This is a genomic window from Streptomyces sp. NPDC006294 (assembly GCF_042870895.1).
GTDB lineage: Bacteria > Actinomycetota > Actinomycetes > Streptomycetales > Streptomycetaceae > Streptomyces.
Genome location: NZ_JBIAHV010000012.1, coordinates 80144 through 100916 on the forward strand (window position 1 = coordinate 80144; position 20773 = coordinate 100916).

Here is a 20773-nt window from a genome sequence, read left to right on the forward strand (position 1 = left end):
GTCCGTGGCGACGGCGAGGCCGGCCGGCAGGCGGGATGCGGCGTGGCTGACCGCTGCGCGCCCGTCGGCCGAGACCGCGAGCCGGCGCGCGGGCCGCTGGTGTGCACAGAAACTGCCTTGCCGCTGGGGTGACTGAAGCTCTTGGACAGGCCTGGAGTGGGCGACGGGCCCGCTGTGCAGTCGGGCCTGCGGTGGTGGAGCGCTCGGGCCGGGGCGGCCCGGTCAGTCCTTCGGGTTCGTCGGTGTCTTGGCGGCGAGGTACGGACGCGCGAGCAGCAGGCCGGTGGTGGTCATGGCGATGCCGAGGCAGACCGGCGCGAGGTGGAGGAAGTCGGTGTAGTGGATCGCGCCGTGCACCGCGACGACCGGCAGGAAGCCGGCGGCCGCCGCCGCGGCCAGGGTCCAGAACACCCAGGCCTCACCTCGCCGCCAGCCCCACGCGCTGAGCAGGACGATGGCCACCGCCGCGGCCATCAGCGCGCCGCCGAACCCGGCCCGGTCGTGGGCGACGAACGGCACGAGCCGGGGGTTCACGGCTTCCAGCGTCTGTGCGTCGGCGCCCAGGAAGACCAGGTCGGTCGGGACGAAGACACCGGTCAGGCCGACCACCGAGATCACCGCTCCGCCGACGAACAGCCCCGCTCCCGTGACGATCAGCATCAGCTGGCCGGCCAGCGCCCGCCGGCGCTCCGGCTCCGGGCCCTCGGGCGCCAGACGCCACCGCGGTGTGTGCGGGGCCCGGCGGACTCCGGCCACGAACATCGGGAACAGCACGAGGGCGGTGGCCGTGTGCAGGGGTTCCACGAAGCCGGTGGCCAGGAAGTAGAACAGAGTGGGGAAGCCGATCGCCCCGGAGAGCAGATACACCTCGCGGGCCCAGGGCCAGCCGCGTCTGATCCCGCCCACGGCGAGGCCGGTGTAGAGGGCGCCGATCGCCACCATCGTGCCGGCCATGGTGATCCGGTCGTGCTGGAGGAAGGGCACGAGGTGGTGGTTGGCGGCACGCAGTTCGTGCAGCGTCATGCCGAGGTAGTCGCGGTCGTACCAGAGCAGCACGGGTCCGAGCGTGATCGCCGCGGCGCCGAGTCCGGCGCCCGTCATGCCGAGCCCGACGAGCAGCGCCCACCACCAGGCGGGCCAGCGGCGGGGATCGCGGCCGACGTCCCGCAGCGCCGGAGCGGGCCCGGTGGGCGTGGCTGCCTCGGTGACCCTCTGGAACCAGCCCGGTCCGGCCGCGACGAGCACTCCGGGCCGGGCGAGGACGACGGCGCCCGGATCCTCGAGCGCGGCGGCCGCGGCGGTGACCGACGGGTCGGACACGTGGATGGTGTGCGGGTCGTCGTCGTGGGTGAACCCGTCGACATGGGGCTTGAGCGCTGCCTCGGCCTCCGGGTCGCAGGCGCGGACGACCAGCGGGATCGAGCGGCCGGCGGCGGCCTCGCGTACGGCCTCCGCGTCCGCCGCCGAGACGGGCGCCACCTCGACGACACCGGCGCCGAGCGGGGGCATGGCGCGTACCGCTTCGCGGGCGAGCGAGGGCGGGACGGATATGCCGAGGCGAACGGTCACGGGCACGCCGGCGATCTCGCCGGCGAGCCGCTGTGGCGGATGGCGGTGGCCGAACCCCCGGGCGATCAGCCGCGCGCCGGCGGGACGGGAGCCGATCGAGGCCAGCAGCCGCAGTGCGGTTCGCTGCGAACGGCGCCGGCCGAGGACGGCAGCGGCCGGGCCGCGCAGCGGGTGATACGTCCAGTCCGGCATCAGTCGCCCTCTCTCTCGGTCGTGGTGGCCCGGCCGCCGGGCGCGGTCCAGCCGAGCACCGGCGTCATGGCACGCACCGTCGCCCGCGTCGGCGTCAGCCGGGCGACGGTGTCGCGCAGCAGCACCGCGGGCGGCCACGACAGCTGGCCGACAGCGCCGAGCCGGGCGGAGCGGCGCGTGACGGCCTGGGTCCTCGGGCGGCGCAGCAGGTCGTACGAGCGGAGCGCGGCGGCCACGTCCGGGGTCCCGTCGAGGCAGTGGGCGAGGGTGACCGCGTCCTCGAGGGCCTGGCATGCGCCCTGGCCCAGGTTGGGGGTCATGGCATGGGCCGCGTCGCCCAGCAGCGCGACCCGGCCGTGGACATGGGAGGGCAGCGGCGGCAGGTCGTACAGGTCGTGCCGGAGCACCGCGTCCGCCGGGACGGCGGCCAGCAGGGCGGGGACGGGATCCGGCCAGGTCCCGAACCGGCGCAGCAGTTCGGCGTACTCGGACGGGCCCGTGGCCGCTCCCGCGGGGAGCGACGCGGTCGCGAAGCAGTACATCCGCCGGCCGGGCAGCGCCGTGCAGCCGAACCTCTCGCCGCGGCCCCAGGTCACCGCGCCCTCGGGGAGCGGTTCGGCGAGGGGCTCGGTGACCATGCGCCAAGCGGTGTAGCCGGCGTACCGGGGGCCGGCCGCGTCCGGCCACAGGGCGCGGCGGACGGTGCTGCGCAGCCCGTCGGCGCCGACCACGAGGTCGGGCCGGGACTCGCCCCCACGGTGGTCGACGGCCGGGCGGTGTCCGCCGTCGCGGACCCCGGACACCTCACTGCCCGGCAGCAGGCTGCCGGGCAGTGCCTCGGTGAGCACCCGAAGCAGGTCCGCACGGTGCAGGACCACCAGGGGATGGCCGAAACGGCGCTCCAGTTCGGCGTTGTCCGTGCGGGACAGCCAGCGGCCCCGGCGGTCGCGCACGCCGCCGGTGGCCTCGACGGCGCCGAGCGTCCGGACGGCGTCGGCCAGGCCGAGCGCCTCGAGGGCGTGCAGTGCGTTCGGCCACAGGGAGATGCCGGCGCCGATCTCGGTGAACTCGGGGGCCCGTTCCAGCACCTCGACGTGCCAGCCCCGGCGGTGCAGGGCGACGGCCGCCGCGAGGCCGCCGATCCCGCCGCCGACGATGGTCGCGGCGCGCTGCGGCATGGGTCCTCGTTCCGGTTTCGGGGGCGCCGCCCCCGGTCTGTTGCCCGAGCGGCATGGGACGCGACGCGGATACGGCTGAGCGGCGCATCATAGCAACATGTCGACAGACGCCGGTCGATGTGCCGGGGGAACGGGACCGGCTCCCCGGGCGGCACGCCGGACGGCGCCCTCATGGGGTCCGGCGAGCCGGCGGTGACGGTGCGCGAGCTCGCGGCTCCCGCGCCGTCACACCTCACCTCGGGTCCACCGGTTGCCGGGCCGGCTCATCGCTGTACGGCAGGCGGCTCAGAGGCTCTCGGGACCGCTCAGCATTCGCCCCGCCACTGCACCGTCCCGATCGTGGCGTAGATGATGTTGGCTTTGTACTGTCCCGGACCGGGGTTGTAGTGCAGGCAGATGTGGCGGACCGAGGTCGTGTAGCCGTAGTTCAGGTCGATGTGATCGGCGCCGGGGTAGACGTAGCCGTTGTTGAACACGGAGCCGACGTGATGGATTTCGCCGGACCAGTCACCGGCCGTCTTCATCAGCAGTGTTCTGCCCTGGTTCGGCTCGGAGTAGGCGCAGAAGTATCCCTTCGGGCAGCCGGGCGGGTTGGGCTCGGCGACGGCGGGCGGGGCGGTGATCATCACCCCTGCGAGGGCGGCGACTCCGGCCAGAGCGCTCAGAACGTGCTTACGCACAGTGGCTGCCTTTCGTGTCGTCACGTGTTGGTTCAGCAGACGGGCACGCCGGGCAGCTTGTTGTCCGGCGAGCTCATGTAGACGTTGGTGACGTAGCCGTCGTACAGCGGCAGGTACGCCCACCAGTCGTTGGTGTAGGGCGGCACGGTGACCTGTTGTCCCTGACGTCCGCCGAACCGCCCAGGCGGGTCAGACCGGTCTGCGCGCCGCGGACCCCGAGCGTCCTGAGGGCCGGCGGCACGTACATCTCCGTGCAGTCGACCGGCGGCGGCATCGCCGTGCGGCAGGCTTCGTCGACGACGGGCCTGGCCTCGGCCCCGCCCGGCAGGTGTGGTCGGACTCCCGAAATCTCGGAGAGGTCTGGGCCCCGGAGATCGTGCGCGACGGCGGCCGCTACTACATCTGCTTCGCGGCCGGCCGTGGCACGGCCCACCGTATGTACGCGATCAGCTCCGCCAGTCCCGACCGTGGATACACGGCCGAGACGAAGCTCGCTCTGCCCGACGACAAGTGGGCCATCGACGGGACCCTGTTCACCTTCGGCGGGCAGCGCTGGTTCGTCTGGTCGGGCTGGACCGGCGACACCGATGTCGTCCTGCTCGACGGTGACATCGGCACGAGCCCGCCCGCCGGCCCGAGGTTTCCCTTGATGTTCCACGCGGTCGCGAAGGGGACGCCGTACGCGTGGGAGAACCGGTGCTGGTGCACCGGCACATTCGCCTGGTGGGGCGACACCGCCTACAGCCGCGCCGACGTCCCCGGTCCGAACACCGACACGGGCTGGAGCCTGAAGTTCTTCGAGTAGTGGAGACGCGGGACTGAGGTGGGAGTGACGGTCCCGGCGCCCGTGGCGCCGATTGCCGTGCGGCAAGCCGGGTCACGGGCGCCGGGCCGTTGTGCCATGAGGGCCGTCGTGCCATCAGGCAACGAGCGCCGTCAGGAGGCGGGCCGGTCCCACAGGTCGCACTTGTGGTCCTGGGGGAAGGCCGTCCCCCCGGTGATCGCCTCGGGAGCCAGGGTCTGGACGTTCGGGAAGAGGTTCCATCGCGGAGCGTCGGCCGCGTACGGAACGCCGGTCTTCGCGAAGTTGGTCCAGTAGCCGAGCATCCTGTCCGCCAGGGCGTTCTGTGCGGGGGTGCCCGAGACGCTGCCGAAGACGTACCTGATCTCCGAACCGTGCGGGGCGCCGATCGGGAAACCGATCGGCAGGTTCAGATAGTCCATGGCGTGACGGTCGGCGAACTCGTACTGGTAGGACCGGGTGTGCGCGGCCATGAGGCTCGCCGTCCGCGACTGGAGGCAGGCGAACTGGGAGTCCGTGAAGACGGCGCCCAGGGCCTCCGCGGGCGTGCCGTGGTCCGACAGCGGGTAGCGGGCCAGGATCTCGTCGGCCCGATCACCGTAGAGCTCCCGGACCGCGACCGGGTAGCCCGCCGCGGTGAGCTGCCTGCCGGCCAGGTCGTAGGTGGTCGCCACGGTGAGCCGGCCCTCGTCGGCGGTGGTGCCCTGGAGGACGGGGACCCGGTGGAACCGGCCGCGTTCCAGCGCGTCCGGCACCTGGAGCGGCAGGACCTTGCCGTCGACGTTGGGGGTCCAGCGGGCGGTGGGGCCCAGCGAGGCGCTGAGCACCTGGTCGGCGGGGCGGTTACGCAGGCAGGCCACGTCCGTGCACCCGAGCGAGGTCCCCCAGGTCGCGCCCCTGTCCTGCTGTGACTCCTGGGTCGGCAGCGGGAAGCCGCAGCCGGACTGGGCGACGGCCCGGTCGAACAGGCCGATCGCGCGGGGCGAGATCAGGTTCTGGCAGACACTGCCGCCGCCCGCCGATTCACCGAAGACCGTGACGTTGTCGGGGTCGCCGCCGAACGCCGTGATGTTGTCCCGCACCCAGCGCAGGGCGGCCTGCTGGTCGAGCAGACCGTAGTTGCCGGACAACCCCTGCGCCGACTCCTCGGCCAGGCCGGGGTGGGCCAGATAACCGAACGCGCCGAGACGGTAGTTGAAGGTGACGTTGACGACGTCGCCCTTGGCCGCCAGGTTGCTGCCGTCGTAGAACGTCCCGGAGCCGACGGTGAAGCCACCGCCGTGGATCCACACCATCACCGGCCGCTTCTTGAGGGACCGTTGCGCGGGCGTGTGGACGTTCAGGTACAGGCAGTCCTCGCTGGGCGTGCCCGGGCCCGCGAGGTTCCCCCACGGGCTGGACCGGACGGCCTGCATACAGGGGTTGCCCGGCGTGGTGGCGTCCCGAACGCCGTGCCGGCGCTCGGGCGCGGACGGCGGCCTCCACCGCAGCGACCCGACCGGCGGCGCGGCGTACGGGATGCCGAGGTAGGAGTTCGCCGTCTGCCCTGCCTTGCCTCGCACCTCCCCCTGCCGGGTGGTGACGGTCGGTCCTTCGGCCGCCGAGGCGCCCGAAGGACCGGAAGCCGTGGCGACGCCGGCGGGCACGAGGGCCGTTGCGACGATCGACAGCACGAGGGCGCCGTACAGCGCCCCGGTCCTTCGCGTACCTGATAATCGCCGGCGACTTCTCGCCAAGCACTTGGAGAGCAGGGCGGACATCGAGCACCTCCGTAGGGAAGGGGACGGAAACTGCCCGGGCAGTCTCTCGGGAGTCCGCACGCCCCGGCATCGTGCAAATCACCGGTCTCGGTCGTGGAACCGGGTCGCTGTTGTACCGGGGGCGCTCGATGGGCGGTCGTCGCTTCTGGCGCGTCGGTGCAGGTCAGGCGCTCTGTACCGGAGGGGTCTCAGTTCCCGGACAGTTTCTGTTCGACGATGACCCTGCCGTCCGCGCCGTACACGCTCAGGCTCGCCGGCAGTTGTGACGGACCGTCGGGTACCGGCAGGCTCAAGCACGTCTCTTCTCCAGTGGCTGCGCTCGCGTAGGCGGCCCGGGCCGGGTGGGCTCGCAGGGCGGCCAGTGGGCGCCGGGTGTGGACCTTGACGGTGCCGTCAACGCCGGTGCCCGCAGGCATCGTTCGCAGGCACGGACCGTCTCCGCTGCCCGGTGGAGACGGAGGTCCGCCGGAGTGCTCAGCGCCGGTGGCCCACGCACGCCGCCGGGGCCGGAGGCTGTTGTCGGCCTCCGGTCCCGGTGGTGGGGGTGCGGTCATTCGGTCGGGTGCGGTGCTCAGCTCGTGGGGAAGGAGTCCGGGGTCCTGATCCGGTCGCGGATCCAGACGCCGGCCGGCTTCAGTGACGTGGTGCCGGTCCAGGGGCCGTTATTGTCGCAGGTGCCCGCCTTGAACACGGCGCCGGAGCGCTCGTCGTCGGAGAAGTTCCAGTTGACCCAGCTGATCTTCTTGGCGGCCATCAGATCGAGGTACTGCTGAGTGCGGGTGAAGTTGTTCGGGCCGTCACCGGTGGCTTCCTGGGTGCCGAACTCGGTGACGAAGACCGGGAGGCGGTCCGACGCCCGGTGCAGCGCGTCGAGGTACTCCTGGCCGTGCGAGGCCGCGTAGAAGTGGAACGTGTACATGATGTTGGTGGCCTGGACCGGGTTGTTGACGATGTCGGTCTCGTCGCGGCCGTCCGAGATGCCGAGGGAGCCCCAGCCGTGGGTGCCGATGAGAATCGGCGTGGCGGGGTCCTGGGCGCGGATGACGGGGATGAGCTGCTCGGCGTAGGACTTGATCCGCGACCAGCTGACGCCGTTGGGCTCGTTTGCGATGTCGTACAGCAGGTTGGTCTTGCCGCGGTGGCGCTGGGCGATCTCGGTGAAGAAGGTCTTGGCACGGGAGAGGTTGTGGTTGGGGTCGCCGGGCGTGAGCTGGTGCCAGTCGACGAGGGCGTACATGCCGCGGGCGGTCGCCATCTCGATGAGCTGGTGGACCCGGTCGGTGAACGCCCTGGGGTCGGTCTCGTAGCCGCCCTCCTGGACATAGAGGGAGATGCGCAGGACGTCGGCGTTCCAGTCGCCGGCGAGCGCGTCCAGGGAACCGCTGGTCAGGCACTGGCTGTACCACTGCAGGCCGTGGCTGCTCATGCCGCGCAGCTGGATCGGCTTGCCGTACTGGTTGCACAGCTGCACGCCGCACACCTTCAGCCGGCCGTTGATCGAGGCGGGTGTGCCGCCGCCGCTGCTCCGGGTGGTGGCGGTGAGCGAGTCCGACGCGGCCGACTCGTTGCCCGCCGCGTCCTCGGCGCGAACGGTGAACGTGTACGACGTACTCGCCGCCAAGCTGCCGACCGTGTACGTCGTCCCGGTCGGCGTGGCGACCTGGACACCATTGCGGAACACCACGTAGCCGGTCACACCCACATTGTCGGTGGACGGGTTCCAGGCCAGCGACACAGTGGAGGAACTGGTACCGGTGGCGCGCAGGCCGGCCGGAGCGGTCGGTGCCGTCGTGTCACTGCCGCCGCCGCTGCCGTCCCCGAGCACTGTCCACAGCGCGGGGGTGTTGGGAGGCTCCCAGCCCGTCAGGGACGTGTGGCTCTGCCGGCACTCGTAGTCCTTGCCGGCGTAGGACACTCGCGTGCCCGCCGCGTAATACGTGTTCGGCCGCCACTCCTGATGGGCGGCGGCCTCGACGGCGGGGGCGGGGGCGGACATGGTGGCAGTCGCGGACATGGTGGCGGTGGCGGACGTGGTGGCGGTGGCGGACGCCGAGGCGGGGATGAGGCCGAGGCTCAGACCGGCAAGCAGTGCGCCGGTGAGAAGCGTGGAGAGGTGTCTGCGCATGATGTCCTCGCGGTGGGGATCAACTGGAGGTCAACGGGAATTCAACTGAGCGTGATCTTGTCGACGTTGGGTCCGCCGTTGGCGGTGGTGGCCGTGGCCCGGATCGTGTTGGTGCCGGCCGACAGCGGCACGGTGAGCGTGGTGGTCGCCCAGGAGGCCCAGCCGCCGGTGGGGTTGAAGGCGTGCCCGGCGGAGACGACCGTGCCGTTGACGGCGATGTTCATCGGGCGGTTCAGGGCCGTGCCGTTGGCGTAGCGCAGGGCCAGGGTCGCCTGGCCCGCTGTGCTCGCCGGGACGGACCACTCGACGAAAGAGCCGGTGACGTTGTCGTAGTTCACGAAGCCGGTTCCGGAGTATCCGGCGTGGTTGGATTCGACGACGCCCTGCGAGACGAAGGCGTTCTCGGCCTGGTGGTCGGTGGCGGCGGGGCCGTCGACCAGTTGGTAGCCGCGCATGTTCCGCAGCAGCAGGTGGCAGTCCTGCAGCGAACCGGAGGTGTCGCCGAGCGAGCGGTAGATGCCCCACTTGGGCCGCACCCGGTCGCCGAGGGAGGTGTCGACACCCGTCTTCGTCCCGTCGACGAGCAGGACGCCGTCCTTGCGGAGAATCCAGCGCACGCTGCCCGCGACGCCGTCGCCGATCTTGATCTGGAAGTCGACGTCGACCCAGGAGTTGCGCAGCGGGGCGAGGTCGGTGCGGCCGACGAGGATGTTCGACTCGAACAGCTTCAGTTCGATCGTCTGCACGCCGTTGACCCGGCGCAGGGACATCACGGTGATGGGTGAGGTGCCGGGGCCGGGCCGCTTGGTCTGCATGATGTGCGTGAAGGACGTGGTCGCCTTCAGCGAGCTCGGTAGGTACATCTGGTACGTCGTGCGCCATGTCTCGCCCGGCAGCCAGCTCAGATACGAGCTCCTGGACGTGCGCATGCCGGTCACTTCCTGGCGCTGCCGGTCCGTGGAGGTGTCCCGGTCGGCCATGTGCATGTTGAACCGGAAGGTGTCGTTGACGGGGTAGATGTGCGGCTGGCCGGCCGTGTGGGAGTCGGCCCGGTCGTCCTCGATGGTCTCGAAGGCGCCGAGACCGACGGACGCCGGAGCGGGCGCCCAGCGCAACGCCCAGGAGCCGGCGAGCGGTTGGGCGGCCGCGGTCGCGGACGGCAGCCGCAGGGTGGCCGGCAGCGCGGCTGCGGCCAGGGCGCCGGCCGCCGCACCGAGAATGCCCCGGCGGGAGGTCCCGGCGTAGCGGCCGTGGGGTGGGGTGGGTAACAACGGAGATCTCCTCGCTGTGTGGGCTGGGGGTGGGTGCCTGATCGGGACACACCGTGGCCGGATGCGGAGTCGGGGACGTTCCGGCGGCAGGGGGACGGGCGACAGACTTGCGGAGTGATTGTTAGGAAGGTTTCCTGACGATGTGCGGGGAGCGTAGGGCTCTGACGAAGCGCGGTCAAGAGGCCGCCTCTGCTGGACTCGCCGGGCCGCGGCGCCGAAGCGCTGTGGGCCTGGTGGGCGAGCTCAGCGACCGCTCCGTGCACACCGGGGCCAAGCCCGCATGTGAGCGCGCCGGTCCCGGCTCGGGGTCGCGCCGGCCCCTCTACCCACGCTCGAGCGGCGAACGGTGGGTACGACCGCAGTCGCCGCACTCCCGGCGAGCGGCTCCCCGCGATCCGGCGCACACTCCTCCCGGTCGCCCGGCCGGAAAGCCCGGTTAGGTATGCCCGCTGCCGGGATACACATGCCGGGTGCATCGCGGCCGGCGAGCGGCCGCACTCCGGACGAGGAGAGGGCAAGGACATGGCGCACGGCGGGAATGTGATCGAGGAGCTCACCGAGGATCACCGCGAGGTGGAAGCGCTGTTCGAGCAGATCCAGGACACGGCCATGGACGGCGGGCGGCGCCGCGAGCTGGCCGACCGGATGACGATCGAACTGGTACGGCACTCGGTCGCCGAGGAGGAGTACCTGTACCCGGCGGTGCGCAAGCACGTCGAGGGCGGCGCCGGGCTCGCGGACAAGGAACTCGCGGACCACGCGGATGTCGAGCGGATGCTCAAGGACCTGGAGGGCGCCGAGCCGGGGCAGACGGAGTTCGAGCAGACGATGACGCGGCTGGTGCAGTCGGTCACCGAGCACGTCCAGGACGAGGAAGGCCGGCTGTTCCCCTTGCTGCGGGCCGCCTGCTCGGCTGAGCAGTTGCAGGAGCTCGGGGACAAGGTCCGGGCGGCGAAGGAGAAGGCGCCCACCCGGCCGCACCCGGCCGCACCGGACAAGCCTCCGGCCAACAAGCTGCTCGGACCCGGCGCCGGCCTGGTCGACCGCGCCCGCGACATGCTCAGCGGCCGCGGCCGCTGAACGACTCCTGCGGTCTGAGCGCCACGAGGGTGGCCCGCCTCCGCACAGGGTTTGCACCTTTGCGTTCACGGTCACCCCAATGGGACGGGACGGGCACGTTCAAGGGAGATCCGATGGCTTTGGTCGCCGACTTCGTACTGCGGCGCCGGGGCCGCCGCGAGGCGACGTCCGGCAGGAAGGCCGCCACGGCGGTCGTGCACGCCCCGGCGAAGCCCGGCCGCAGCCATGACACGTAGTCCGACGGCGAGCCGCCGCGCACCCGAGTGGACGATCGACGCCGTCGACGTGCACGCGTTCGACATTCCCACCGACGGCCCCGGCGGACGGGAACAGGACGGAACGCTGGAGTGGGGTTCGACCACTGTCGTTCTGGTACGGGTGCGGTCGGGCGACCGCACGGGCATCGGCTACACGTACGGCGATGTGTCCGTCGCCCACCTCCTGACCTCCCGGCTCGTGCCGCTCCTGTTGCACGCCGACGCGTCGTCACCCTCCGCGCTCTGGCACCGGATGGGTGCGCGGCTCCGCAACGCCGGCCGGCCCGGTGCGGGGGCCATGGCCGTGTCGGCGGCCGACGTGGCCCTGTGGGATCTCAAGGCGCGCCTCCTCGGCCTCCCGCTGACGCGGCTGCTGCCGGCCTTCCACGACCATGTGCCGGTCTACGGCAGCGGCGGGTTCACCAACTACCCGGTCGGCCGGCTGACGGAGCAGCTCGCCGGCTGGGTGGACCGGGGCATCCCGCGGGTGAAGATGAAGACCGGGCGGAGGCCGGAACAGGACCCGGCCCGGCTGGCCGCCGTACGCGGCGCGATCGGTGACGATGCCGAGCTGTTCGCCGACGCGAACGGCGCGTTCGGCCGCAAGGAGGCGCTGCACTGGGCGCAGCGGTACGCCGCGGAGTGGGACGTCCACTGGTTCGAGGAGCCGGTGAGTTCGGCTGATTTCGAGGGCCTGCGGATGCTGCGTGACCGCGCCCCCGGGCGGCTCGAGGTGGCCGCCGGGGAGTACGGCTATGTGCTGCGCGACTTCACCAATCTGCTGACCGCGTCCGCGGTGGACTGTCTGCAGGCCGATGTGACCCGCTGCGGCGGCATCACGGGGCTTCTGCAGGTCGCGGGGCTCGCGGCGGCCCATCACGTCGACCTCTCCGCCCATTGCGCACCCGCCGTGTCCGCACACGCCTTCTGCGCCGTGGAGAGACTGCGGCATCTGGAGTACTTCCACGACCACGTCCGTGTCGAGGAGTTGCTGTTCGAGGGGACGCTGCCGCCCGACGGCGCCGCCCTGTGGCCCGACACCGGGCGCCCGGGCCTCGGGCTGGAGATCAAATGGGCCGATGCGGAGCCGTACCGGGTCTACGGCCCCGCGCAGGCGTGACCGGCGTACGAGGGAGAGTGCAGGACGATGACGAAGCCATCGCGACGTGCGAGGCGCGAGGTACCGGCGAAGACCCGTCCGGAGGTCTCCGGGCCGCCGCGGGGCCGCGACACCATCGAGGTGGGCAGGCTCGAGCGGGCGCTGCGCAAGGCCGTCGACGGTGAGGTGCGCTTCGACACGGCGTCCAAGGCGCTGTACGCCAACGACGCCTCCAACTACCGCCAGGTGCCCATCGGCGTCGTCGTGCCCCGCACCCTGGACGACGTGGTCGCCGTGCACCGGGTGTGCCACCGGTTCGGCGCGCCGGTCCTCAACCGCGGCGGCGGCACCAGTCTTTCCGGCGAGACGGTCAACGAGGCCGTGATCATCGACCACTCCAAGTACCTCACCCGCATCGAGGACATCGACGTCGCCCGGCGTCTGGTGACGTGCGAGCCCGGGGTGATCAACGAGGAGCTGAACCGCCGGACCGGCGTCCACAATCTCGTCTTCGGCCCGGACCCGTCCTCCCACTCCCGCTGCGTCATCGGCGGCAACATCGGCAACAACTCCTGCGGTGTCCACTCGGTGCAGTCCCAGCTCTACGGGCCGGGGCCGCGCACCTCCGACAACGTCCACGCCCTGGAAGTCGTCACCTACGGCGGGGAGCGCTTCTGGGTCGGGGTCGACGAGGAGAAGGACCTCGAGAGGATCATCGCCGAGGGCGGCCCGAAGGGGGAGATCTACGCCGCCCTGAAGGACCTGCGCGACCGGTACGCCGACGCCATTCGCGCCGGCTTCCGCCCGGTGGACGAGGTCCCCCGGCGGGTCTCCGGCTACAACCTGGACGAGCTGCTGCCGGAACGGGGCTTCAACGTGGCGCGCGCCCTCGTGGGCAGCGAAAGCACCTGCGCCACCGCCCTGCGGTCCGTGCTGATGCTCACGCCGGCCATGCTCAAGCGCACGCTGGTCGTGGTCGAGTACGACGAACTCGCCGACGCCGCCGAGCACTGCCTGGAGATCATCGAGCGCTGGAGGCCCATCGGCCTGGAGGCCCTCGACGATGTGATCATCAAGAACCAGCAGCTCGAGCACCTGAACGTCGAGGAGATCCGGCAGCTGCCCCGCCCGGACGGCGGAGCCTGGCTGCTGGTGCAGTTCGGCGCGGACACGGCAGACGAGTGCGCCCGGCGCGCCGACGCGTTCGTGGCGTGGCTGACCAAGGAGAGGGGATACGCGCGCGACCGGGTCCTCATCGCCAAGAGCGTGGCGGAGGGCGGGATCAGCGAGCGGCTGTGGGCCATCCGGGAAAGCGGCCTGGGCTCGACCGCCTTCCCGCCGGGCGGCAAGGACCACTGGCCGGGATGGGAGGACTCGGCGGTCCCGCCGGCGAGGATCGGCGAGTACGTACGCGGATTGCGCGGGCTCCTGGACAAGCACGGCCTCACGGCGGCGATGTACGGCCACTTCGGCCAGGGCTGCATCCACTCCCGGATCAGCTTCGACCTGCGCCACGCCGACGGCCTGGCCACCTACCGCGCCTTCATGGAGGAGGCCGCGGACCTGGTGACGGGCTACGGCGGCTCGCTGTCCGGTGAGCACGGCGACGGCCAGCAGCGCGCCGAGCTCCTGGAGAAGCAGTACGGACCGGAACTGGTCCATGCGATGCGGGAGTTCAAGGCCATCTGGGACCCCGGGCACAAGATGAACCCGGGCAAGGTCGTCGACGCGTACCGCCTGGACGAGAACCTCAGGCTCGGCACGGACTACAACCCGCCCCGGCCGAAGACCAAGTTCGCGTACGAGGAGGACGGCGGGGACTTCGCCCATGCGGCGCTCCGGTGTGTCGGCGTCGGCAAGTGCCGGGTGCCCGGGGCCGAGACCACGATGTGCCCCAGCTACCAGGTCACCCGGGAGGAGAAGCACTCCACCCGGGGCCGGGCCCGCCTGCTGTTCGAGATGCTGGAGGGGGACGTCGTCACCGACGGGTGGCAGTCCAGGGAGGTGGCCGACGCCCTCGATCTCTGCCTCGCCTGCAAGGGATGCACCAACGACTGCCCGGTCAACGTCGACATGCCGACGTACAAGGCGGAGTTCCTGCACCACCACTTCAAGTCCGCACGCCGCTGGCGCCCCCGCTACGCCTATGTATTCGGCTTCATCGACAAGGCCGCCCGTCTGGCCTCCCGGTTCCCGGAGTTGGCCAACTTCGCCGCCCACGCCCCCGGGCCGGCGCGGCTCACGAAGGCGGTGGCGGGCATCGACCGGCGGCGCCCGCTGCCCACGTTCGCACCGATGACGCTCCAGCAGTGGTTCGCCCGGCGCGGCGGCACGACGAACCCGGCCGGCCGGCCCGTCGTCCTCTTCCCGGACACCTTCAACAACTACTTCCACACCGACGTGGGCGTCGCCTGCGTCGAGGCGATCGAGGCGGCCGGCTGGCAGGTCGTCATGCCGACGAGCCATCTCTGCTGCGGCCGTCCGCTGTACGACTACGGTTTCCTCGACGCGGCCGAACGCTACCTGCACCGCGTGCTCGACACCCTCCGGCCGCACATCCGCGCCGGAACACCGGTGGTGGGCATGGAACCGAGCTGCCTCGCCGTCTTCAAGGACGAACTGGGCAAGCTCATCCCCCACGACGACGACGCGGCCCGGCTCACCCGCAACGCCTACCACTTCGCCGAATTCTTCCGCGCCTTCGACATCGAGCCTCCGCAGCTCGGCGGGAAGGCCCTGCTGTGGGGGCACTGCCACCACCGGGCCACCGGCGGCATGAAGCCGGCACAGCAGCTGCTGGAACGGATGGGGACCGAGGTCGAGAATCTGGAGGGCGGCTGTTGCGGTCTGGCCGGCTCCTGGGGATTCGAGTCGGGCAAGTACGGCATCTCCATGGAGTGCGGGGAGCAGGCGCTCCTCCCCGCAGTCCGTGACGCCGACAGGGACACGTTCGTCGTCGCGGACGGCTTCTCCTGCAAGACCCAGATCAAGGACGCCGGCACCGGACGACGTGCCCTTCACACGGCCGAGCTCATGAAACTGGCCCGCACACACGGCTCGGGCACGGCCGCGCGGGAGCGGGATGGCGCCCGCTCCCGCCCGTCGCCTCCGCTGCGGCACCGGGTGCTGCGGGTGTCGGCCGCCGGGGCGACGGCAGCCGCTGTCGTGGCCCTGGGCGCCCGGGTGCTGCGGGCGGCCGGTCTCAGGACCGCCGGCGGCAGCGGCGGAGGCCGTACCACGCGCCGGTGAGCACTCCGGCCGCCACACCCGCCGCGATCCCGGGATGCCGGGATGCGAGGAGTTGGGGTGCGCGGTCGTGCGCCTGCGCGTCGAAGATGCCGTGCGCGCCGAAGTCCCGGCCGTCCTCGCCGCCGTCGAGCGGCTCCCACAGATTGTCCGGCCGGTCCTCGCGTACCTCGTCGTCGGTCTGCTGGGAGCCGTAGGCGGTACGGGCGAGATACCGGTCGAGCAGACCGGGCGCGAACTTGTCCGCCAGGATGGTGGCGACCGTCGAACCCCCGGCGTAGTACTGCTTGCGCCGCGGATGGTCGGCGGCGTACACGACGGCGCGGGCCCCGACCTCGGGCTGGTAGACGGGCGCCACGGGCCTCGGGTGCCGCGACAGGCGCGACAACACCCATTGGAACTGCGGCGTGTTGACGCCGGGCATCTGCACGACGGTGATGTGGACGTTGCTCTTGTCGTGCATCAGCTCGGTGCGTACGGAGGAAGTGAAGCCGTTGATGGCGTGCTTGGCGCCGCAGTAGGCGGACTGGAGTGGCACCGAGCGGTCTCCGAGGGCGGAACCGACCTGCACGATCGTGCCGTGCTGCAGCGGGAGCATGTGGTCCAGCGCCACCTTCGTGCCGTGGACGTACCCGAGATAGGTGACCTCCGTGACCCGCTTGAACTCGTCCGCGCCGATCTTCGTGAAGGGTGCGAAGACAGAGGTGAAGGCGGCGTTGACCCATACGTCGATCGGTCCGAACGCCTCTGCCACGGCGTCGGCGGCGGCCCGGACCTGGCCGTGGTCGGCGACGTCCGTCGGCAGCACCAGCGCGCTGCCACCGGCCTGTTCGACTTCACGCGCCGCCGCCTCCAAACCGGTCCTGCCGCGGGCCAGCAGTCCGATCCGCGCACCGCGGCGGGCGAACTCCCGGACGGTGGCGCGGCCGATGCCGGCACTCGCCCCGGTGATGACCACGGTCTGAGTCATGGAAGCACCTTTCTCGCTGAGATCGGAAGCGGCGGGGGCCGTGGTGTCACGGCTGCTGCCACGGCGTGGCGAGCCGCACCGAGCATTCGAGCATCATGGCGTGGACGAACGCCTGGGGAAGATTGCCGCGCATCTGGCGTTGCGCGATGTCGTACTCCTCCGAGAACAGTCCGGGCGGTCCGCAGGCGGCCCGGTTCCGCTCGAACCAGCGGTACGCGGACACCTCGCGGCCCTGCTGGTGCTCCGCCAGTGCGGTGGCGAACCCGCAGAGGAGAAACGCGCCCTCGGCCTCGTGCAGTGGGCGGCGGTCCTGGCGGAAGCGGTAGGCGAAGTGATCGTCCGTCAGCTCCGCGACGTAGGAGCGCAATGTGGCGACGCTCCGCGGGTCGTCGGCCGGCAGGGCCCCCCGGACGGCGGGCAGCAGCAGCGACCCGTCCACGGCGGGGTCCTCGGGCGAGCGCTGCCAGCGTCCCGACGGGTGCAACGACTCCGCCGCGGTGTCGGTGACGATCCTGTCGGCCAGTGACAGCCAATCGGCCGTCCGGCGGTGCGGGGAGCCGGCCGTGGCGATGGCCCGCAGGCCCGCGGCGCAGATGAGGCGGCTGTGGGTCCAGCGGCGGGGAGCCAGCTCCCACATGCCCGCGTCGGGTTCCCGCCGGCGCCGGGCGATCGCGTCGGCGGCGATGCCCGCCGCTCGCCATCCCCCGGCATCGAGCCGGTGATGGCGGGCCGCCGCGGCCAGCAGCAGGAGCGCTTCGCCGAAGGCGTCGAGCTGGAACTGTGCGCTGACATGGTTCCCCACCCGGTCGAAGCCGCCCGGGTAGCCGGGCAGGTCGATCTGCCGCTGGTCCGGGACCGGGCGCGCGTCGACCGTGTACGCGGGTGCGAGACCGGGCCCGTCCTCGTGCAGCCGGCCCGTGACGAAACGCACCGCGTCGTCCAGGAGGCCGTGGGCGCCGGCGGCTGCCGCGGCCTGGCCGGCGATGCACTGGTCCCGGATCCACACGTAGCGGTAGTCGTAGTTGCGGCCCTCCGCCGCCCGCTCCGGCAGGCTCGTGGTCGTGGCCGCGACCATTCCCCCGGCCGCTCCCGTGAGCCCCCGCAGGACCGCGCAGGACTGACGTGCGTCACGGCGGGCGATCGTGTTCTCCAGGCCGGGCACGTCCCGGTGCCACGCCGCCCGGGTGGTCTCCCACGCGATGTCCGGCTCGGGAAGCGGAGCGGACAACGGCCGGTCGCTGATCTCGAGCACCATGTCGTGGTGGGCGCCGGGCTCCACCTTCAGCTCCGTGGCGAGCCGCCGGTCCCCCGCCCCGACCGGCCGGGCGTCGGGGCAGCCCGACCAGCGCAGCCACACATCGCCGGACCGTCCGGTCCACACGCCGCACTCGTCGCGGGAAAGGTCCTGCATCGGATGGCGGCCGAATCCCGCGCACGGCTCCAGGGCGACGGAGACCCGGGCGACGTTCTCGCGGGCGACGACCCGCCTGAGGATGACCGCGCGGTGCGGATCGCCGGGGAAGGCCAGTGCTTCGTGGCACTCCACGATGCCGGAGTCGGTGACCCAGCGGCTGCGCCAGATGAGTGATCCTTCCTCGTAGTAGCCGCCCCAGACACTGCGGCACGACGGCGTCACCACATACGTTCCGGGGCCGCCGACCAGGGTCGAGAAGACCGCGTCGGAGTCCCACCGGGGGGCGCACATCCAGGTGTACTCGCCGTGGGGGCCGACGAGGACGCCCCGCTCGCCGTCGGCCAGGAGCGCGTAGTGCCGCAGTGGCTCCGGCGCGCTGTCCGGCGCCGGGAGCTCCTGCGGGTCGGTCCTCGTCCGCGCCACCCTGTCGCCCTTTCGCCGTCCGGCCAGTGCCTGACTCGTCGCACCCCTCGTAGCCGCGAGCCGCGGCACCATTCCGTCATATCTCCGAACCGTCATACCTCAAAGAGCCGGCGGGCCGCACCGCGCCACAGCGGAAACAGGACGCACGGCATGCGCGGATACCGCTGTGGAAGGAACCGTCGCGCGTTTCTGCTGTCCGTCAGGCGAGTCTCCTGCTCATGCCCGGCGCGGCCTATAGCCTCCTGCTGTCGACGCCACGAAGCCGTTCCTCACCGTCCCCGGGAATCGCGTCACGGGCACGCGTTCTCGCCCGGACAGGCTCTCCGGTCGTGCCGGCGCGACGACGCACGAGGCCGCTCGGAAGCGCGGCCACCATGAACAGCGGATGTGACATACGAGATGGCCCTGGCACACGGGATTCGAGCGTCCCTCCGTAACAACGGGCAAGCCTACGGATGCTCCGTTTCGATCACCGCGGGCCTTGCGATGCTCAACGCGAGCGCTTCGCATGTTTGCCGACCCACGACCGGGCTACACCAGCAGGCGCCATGACGGGCCGACGCCCACCACCGGCAAGGCACTTCGGAGGGGTCCATGTCTAAGATGGACGAGCAGCGGCGCGAAGCGGCGCGGGACGCGTCCACCCACGCGCGTGTCCGTTCCGGCGAGGGAATCAGAACCTATTTCACGACAACCGATCACAAGAAGATCGGGAACATGTATCTGGTGACCTCGTTCGCCTTCTTCCTCGTCGCCGGACTGCTGGCGATGCTGATGCGGGCGGAGCTGGCACGGCCGGGCATGCAGCTGCTGACCCACCATCAGTACAACCAGTTCTTCACTATTCACGGCACGATCATGATGCTGCTGTTCGCGACGCCCACCTTCGCCGGGTTCGCCAACGCCATCATGCCGTTGCAGATCGGCGCTCCGGATGTGGCCTTTCCGCGCCTCAACGCGCTGACGTACTGGCTGTTCCTGTTCGGCGGGATCATGGTCGTGTCGGGATTTCTCCTTCCCGGCGGAGCGGCCCCTTTCGGGTGGTTCGCCTATGCGCCACTGAACAACGCCGTCCATTCGCCCGGTCTCGGGGGTGATCTGTGGACCATGGGGCTGGTCGTGGCGGGCCTGAGCACCACGCTCGGCTCGGTCAATTTCATCACCACGATCATCTCGCTGCGGGCGCCCGGGATGACCATGTTCCGGATGCCGATCTTCACCTGGAACATTCTGTTCACCTCCATCCTCGCGCTGCTGGCCTTTCCGGTGCTGACCGCCGCGCTGCTGGCACTGGAGTCGGACCGGCAGTTCGGCTCGCACATCTACGATCCGGCGAACGGCGGGGCGCTCCTGTGGCAGCACCTGTTCTGGTTCTTCGGGCATCCCGAGGTCTACATCGTCGCGCTGCCGTTCTTCGGTGTGGTCACCGAAATCGTCGCCGTGTTCAGCCGCAAGCCCGTCTTCGGCTATGTCGGCATGGTGGGGGCGACGATCGCCATCACGATGCTGTCGGCGACCGTCTGGGCGCATCACATGTTCGCCACGGGGGCCGTGCTGCTGCCGTTCTTCTCGTTCATGTCGTTCCTGATCGCCGTGCCGACGGGTGTCAAGTTCTTCAACTGGATCGGCACCATGTGGAAAGGTTCGCTGTCGTTCGAGACGCCGATGGTGTGGGCGATCGGTTTCATGGTGACCTTCCTCCTGGGCGGACTCAGCGGCGTACTCGTCGCCTCGCCGCCCCTGGACTTCCACCTCACCGATTCCTACTTCGTCGTGGCCCATCTCCACTACGTGCTGTTCGGCACCATCGTCTTCGCCATGTTCGGCGGCTTCTACTTCTGGTGGCCGAAACTGACGGGCAAGATGCTGGACGAACGGCTCGGCAAGATTCACTTCTGGACCCTGTTCGTGGGGTTCCAGATCACGTTTCTCGTACAGCACTGGCTGGGCGAGAGCGGTATGCCGCGCCGCTACGCCGACTATCTGGCGGCGGACGGATTCACCGCCCTCAACACGGTCTCCTCGATCGGCTCGTTCCTGCTGGGGCTGTCCACGCTGCCCTTCCTCTACAACGTCTGGAAGACAGCCAAGTACGCCAAAAGGATCGAGGTCGACGACCCGTGGGGATTCGGGCGTTCCCTGGAGTGGGCCACGTCCTGCCCGCCTCCCCGCCACAACTTCGACGCCCTGCCGCGCGTACGTTCCGACTCCCCCGCCTTCGACCTGCACCATCCACAGGCGCACGAACTGCCCGCCGCCGAGACGGGAACCGTCGAAGCCACTCCGGACACGCTGGGAGATCAGAAGCGATGAAAACGGAAGCGTATCTGTTCGCCGGTGTCGCCCTGTTCTTCCTCGTCACGGACGCGGCGTACATCTGGTTCGCACAGGAACCGGTCGGCATCGCGGCGCTCACCGTCTCCTTCCTCATGTCGGCGCTGATCGCGTTCTTCTGTGTCGTCAACTACCGGCGGAAGGGCAAACGTCCGGAGGACCGGCCGGATTCACACGTGAGTGAGCGCAGCGGTCCCATCGACTTCTTTCCTCCGCACAGCAGCCACCCCCTGGTGACCGGGCTGGGTGTCGCGCTGCTGGCTGCCGGCATCGTGTTCGGACTGCTGTGGCTGTCCCTCATCGGCTTCGGGGTCACGGCCGCGGGCGTCATGGGCCTGGTCTTCCAATTCGCCGGACGTGAGGACTGAAACGC

14 protein-coding genes and 3 pseudogenes are annotated in these 20773 nt (G+C 70.9%); 7 read left to right on the forward strand and 10 right to left on the reverse strand.

Annotated elements, in window-relative coordinates; genetic code table 11:
• Nucleotides 1-222: 222 nt before the first annotated feature.
• From ACFYOP_RS22125 to ACFYOP_RS22135, 3 genes are all read right to left on the reverse strand, one after another.
• Entirely contained in the window at nt 223-1761 is a 1539-nt protein-coding gene (locus ACFYOP_RS22125) for a hypothetical protein (protein WP_356893302.1), read from the reverse strand.
• On the reverse strand, nt 1761-2939 hold the full coding sequence (locus ACFYOP_RS22130; RefSeq protein WP_356893300.1) for an FAD-dependent monooxygenase: 1179 nt from the start codon (nt 2937-2939) through the stop codon (nt 1761-1763). Before ACFYOP_RS22130 ends, ACFYOP_RS22125 begins: the two co-directional genes overlap by 1 nt.
• A 305-nt stretch (nt 2940-3244) precedes the next feature.
• Nucleotides 3245-3619, reverse strand: a complete 375-nt coding sequence (locus ACFYOP_RS22135; protein ID WP_356893298.1) for a hypothetical protein — start codon at nt 3617-3619, stop codon at nt 3245-3247.
• Nucleotides 3620-3794: 175 nt separating this feature from the next.
• Here ACFYOP_RS22135 and ACFYOP_RS22140 point away from each other — a divergent pair.
• Nucleotides 3795-4424: pseudogene (locus tag ACFYOP_RS22140) on the forward strand (family 43 glycosylhydrolase); the annotation flags it as partial.
• 131 nt (nt 4425-4555) lie between these two features.
• Here the strand turns inward: ACFYOP_RS22140 and ACFYOP_RS22145 are convergent.
• The 5 genes and pseudogenes from ACFYOP_RS22145 to ACFYOP_RS22165 form a co-directional block, all read right to left on the reverse strand.
• A complete protein-coding gene (locus tag ACFYOP_RS22145) occupies nt 4556-6094 on the reverse strand; it encodes a carboxylesterase/lipase family protein (RefSeq protein ID WP_356893296.1) in 1539 nt (512 codons plus the stop codon).
• A 658-nt stretch (nt 6095-6752) separates the two neighbouring features.
• Nucleotides 6753-8006: a cellulase family glycosylhydrolase gene (locus tag ACFYOP_RS22150; RefSeq protein ID WP_388452584.1), complete on the reverse strand. Its 1254-nt coding sequence runs from the start codon at nt 8004-8006 to the stop codon at nt 6753-6755.
• Nucleotides 8007-8021: 15 nt separating this feature from the next.
• Nucleotides 8022-8306 (reverse strand): annotated as a pseudogene (locus tag ACFYOP_RS22155) (carbohydrate-binding protein); the annotation flags it as partial.
• A gap of 41 nt (nt 8307-8347) precedes the next feature.
• The gene (locus ACFYOP_RS22160; RefSeq protein ID WP_356893364.1) at nt 8348-8761 is read right to left on the reverse strand and encodes a carbohydrate-binding protein; all 414 of its coding nucleotides are present in this window, start codon (nt 8759-8761) and stop codon (nt 8348-8350) included.
• Nucleotides 8741-9526 (reverse strand): annotated as a pseudogene (locus ACFYOP_RS22165) (Tat pathway signal sequence domain protein); the annotation flags it as partial. The pseudogene ACFYOP_RS22165 and the gene ACFYOP_RS22160, both read right to left, overlap by 21 nt.
• Nucleotides 9527-10099: 573 nt before the next feature.
• Between ACFYOP_RS22165 and ACFYOP_RS22170 the strand changes: the two are divergent.
• The 4 genes from ACFYOP_RS22170 to ACFYOP_RS22185 all read left to right on the forward strand — a co-directional run bounded on the left by ACFYOP_RS22170 (nt 10100) and on the right by ACFYOP_RS22185 (nt 15262).
• Nucleotides 10100-10657: a hemerythrin domain-containing protein gene (locus tag ACFYOP_RS22170; RefSeq protein ID WP_356893292.1), complete on the forward strand. Its 558-nt coding sequence runs from the start codon at nt 10100-10102 to the stop codon at nt 10655-10657.
• Between the two features lie 113 nt (nt 10658-10770).
• On the forward strand, nt 10771-10893 hold the full coding sequence (locus ACFYOP_RS22175) for a hypothetical protein (protein ID WP_356893290.1): 123 nt from the start codon (nt 10771-10773) through the stop codon (nt 10891-10893).
• Nucleotides 10883-12034, forward strand: coding sequence for an enolase C-terminal domain-like protein (locus ACFYOP_RS22180; protein ID WP_356893288.1), 1152 nt, complete (start codon nt 10883-10885; stop codon nt 12032-12034). Before ACFYOP_RS22175 ends, ACFYOP_RS22180 begins: the two co-directional genes overlap by 11 nt.
• A 27-nt stretch (nt 12035-12061) precedes the next feature.
• Nucleotides 12062-15262 (forward strand): FAD-linked oxidase C-terminal domain-containing protein, encoded by a 3201-nt coding sequence (locus ACFYOP_RS22185; protein ID WP_356893286.1) that lies wholly within the window; start codon nt 12062-12064, stop codon nt 15260-15262.
• Here ACFYOP_RS22185 and ACFYOP_RS22190 read toward each other — a convergent pair.
• Together ACFYOP_RS22190 and ACFYOP_RS22195 are read right to left on the reverse strand one after the other, a co-directional pair.
• Complete coding sequence (locus tag ACFYOP_RS22190) at nt 15216-16229, reverse strand: SDR family oxidoreductase (protein WP_356893284.1); 1014 nt, start codon at nt 16227-16229, stop codon at nt 15216-15218. The genes ACFYOP_RS22185 and ACFYOP_RS22190 overlap by 47 nt on opposite strands.
• Nucleotides 16230-16275: 46 nt before the next feature.
• Nucleotides 16276-18066, reverse strand: coding sequence for a glycoside hydrolase family 15 protein (locus ACFYOP_RS22195; RefSeq protein WP_356893282.1), 1791 nt, complete (start codon nt 18064-18066; stop codon nt 16276-16278).
• 594 nt (nt 18067-18660) lie between these two features.
• Between ACFYOP_RS22195 and ctaD the strand changes: the two genes are divergently transcribed.
• Together ctaD and ACFYOP_RS22205 are read left to right on the forward strand one after the other, a co-directional pair.
• A complete protein-coding gene (gene ctaD, locus ACFYOP_RS22200) occupies nt 18661-20379 on the forward strand; it encodes a cytochrome c oxidase subunit I (protein ID WP_388452488.1) in 1719 nt (572 codons plus the stop codon).
• Nucleotides 20376-20768 (forward strand): cytochrome c oxidase subunit 4, encoded by a 393-nt coding sequence (locus tag ACFYOP_RS22205; RefSeq protein ID WP_356893280.1) that lies wholly within the window; start codon nt 20376-20378, stop codon nt 20766-20768. The genes ctaD and ACFYOP_RS22205 overlap by 4 nt, the downstream gene beginning before the upstream one ends.
• The last annotated feature ends 5 nt before the right edge of the window (nt 20769-20773 follow it).

Bases quoted from the DNA above. Each gene is read 5' to 3' on its own strand.
- ACFYOP_RS22205 (WP_356893280.1), top strand. From the start codon at position 20,376: ATGAAAACGGAAGCGTATCTGTTCGCCGGTGTCGCCCTGTTCTTCCTC.
- ACFYOP_RS22170 (WP_356893292.1), top strand. From the start codon at position 10,100: ATGGCGCACGGCGGGAATGTGATCGAGGAGCTCACCGAGGATCACCGC.
- ACFYOP_RS22125 (WP_356893302.1), bottom strand. From the start codon at position 1,761: ATGCCGGACTGGACGTATCACCCGCTGCGCGGCCCGGCCGCTGCCGTC.
- ACFYOP_RS22185 (WP_356893286.1), top strand. From the start codon at position 12,062: ATGACGAAGCCATCGCGACGTGCGAGGCGCGAGGTACCGGCGAAGACC.
- ACFYOP_RS22175 (WP_356893290.1), top strand. From the start codon at position 10,771: ATGGCTTTGGTCGCCGACTTCGTACTGCGGCGCCGGGGCCGCCGCGAG.
- ctaD (WP_388452488.1), top strand. From the start codon at position 18,661: ATGTCTAAGATGGACGAGCAGCGGCGCGAAGCGGCGCGGGACGCGTCC.
- ACFYOP_RS22190 (WP_356893284.1), bottom strand. From the start codon at position 16,229: ATGACTCAGACCGTGGTCATCACCGGGGCGAGTGCCGGCATCGGCCGC.
- ACFYOP_RS22130 (WP_356893300.1), bottom strand. From the start codon at position 2,939: ATGCCGCAGCGCGCCGCGACCATCGTCGGCGGCGGGATCGGCGGCCTC.
- ACFYOP_RS22160 (WP_356893364.1), bottom strand. From the start codon at position 8,761: ATGCGCGGCTACCAACTGGTCGACGGCCCCGCCGCCACCGACCACCAG.
- ACFYOP_RS22180 (WP_356893288.1), top strand. From the start codon at position 10,883: ATGACACGTAGTCCGACGGCGAGCCGCCGCGCACCCGAGTGGACGATC.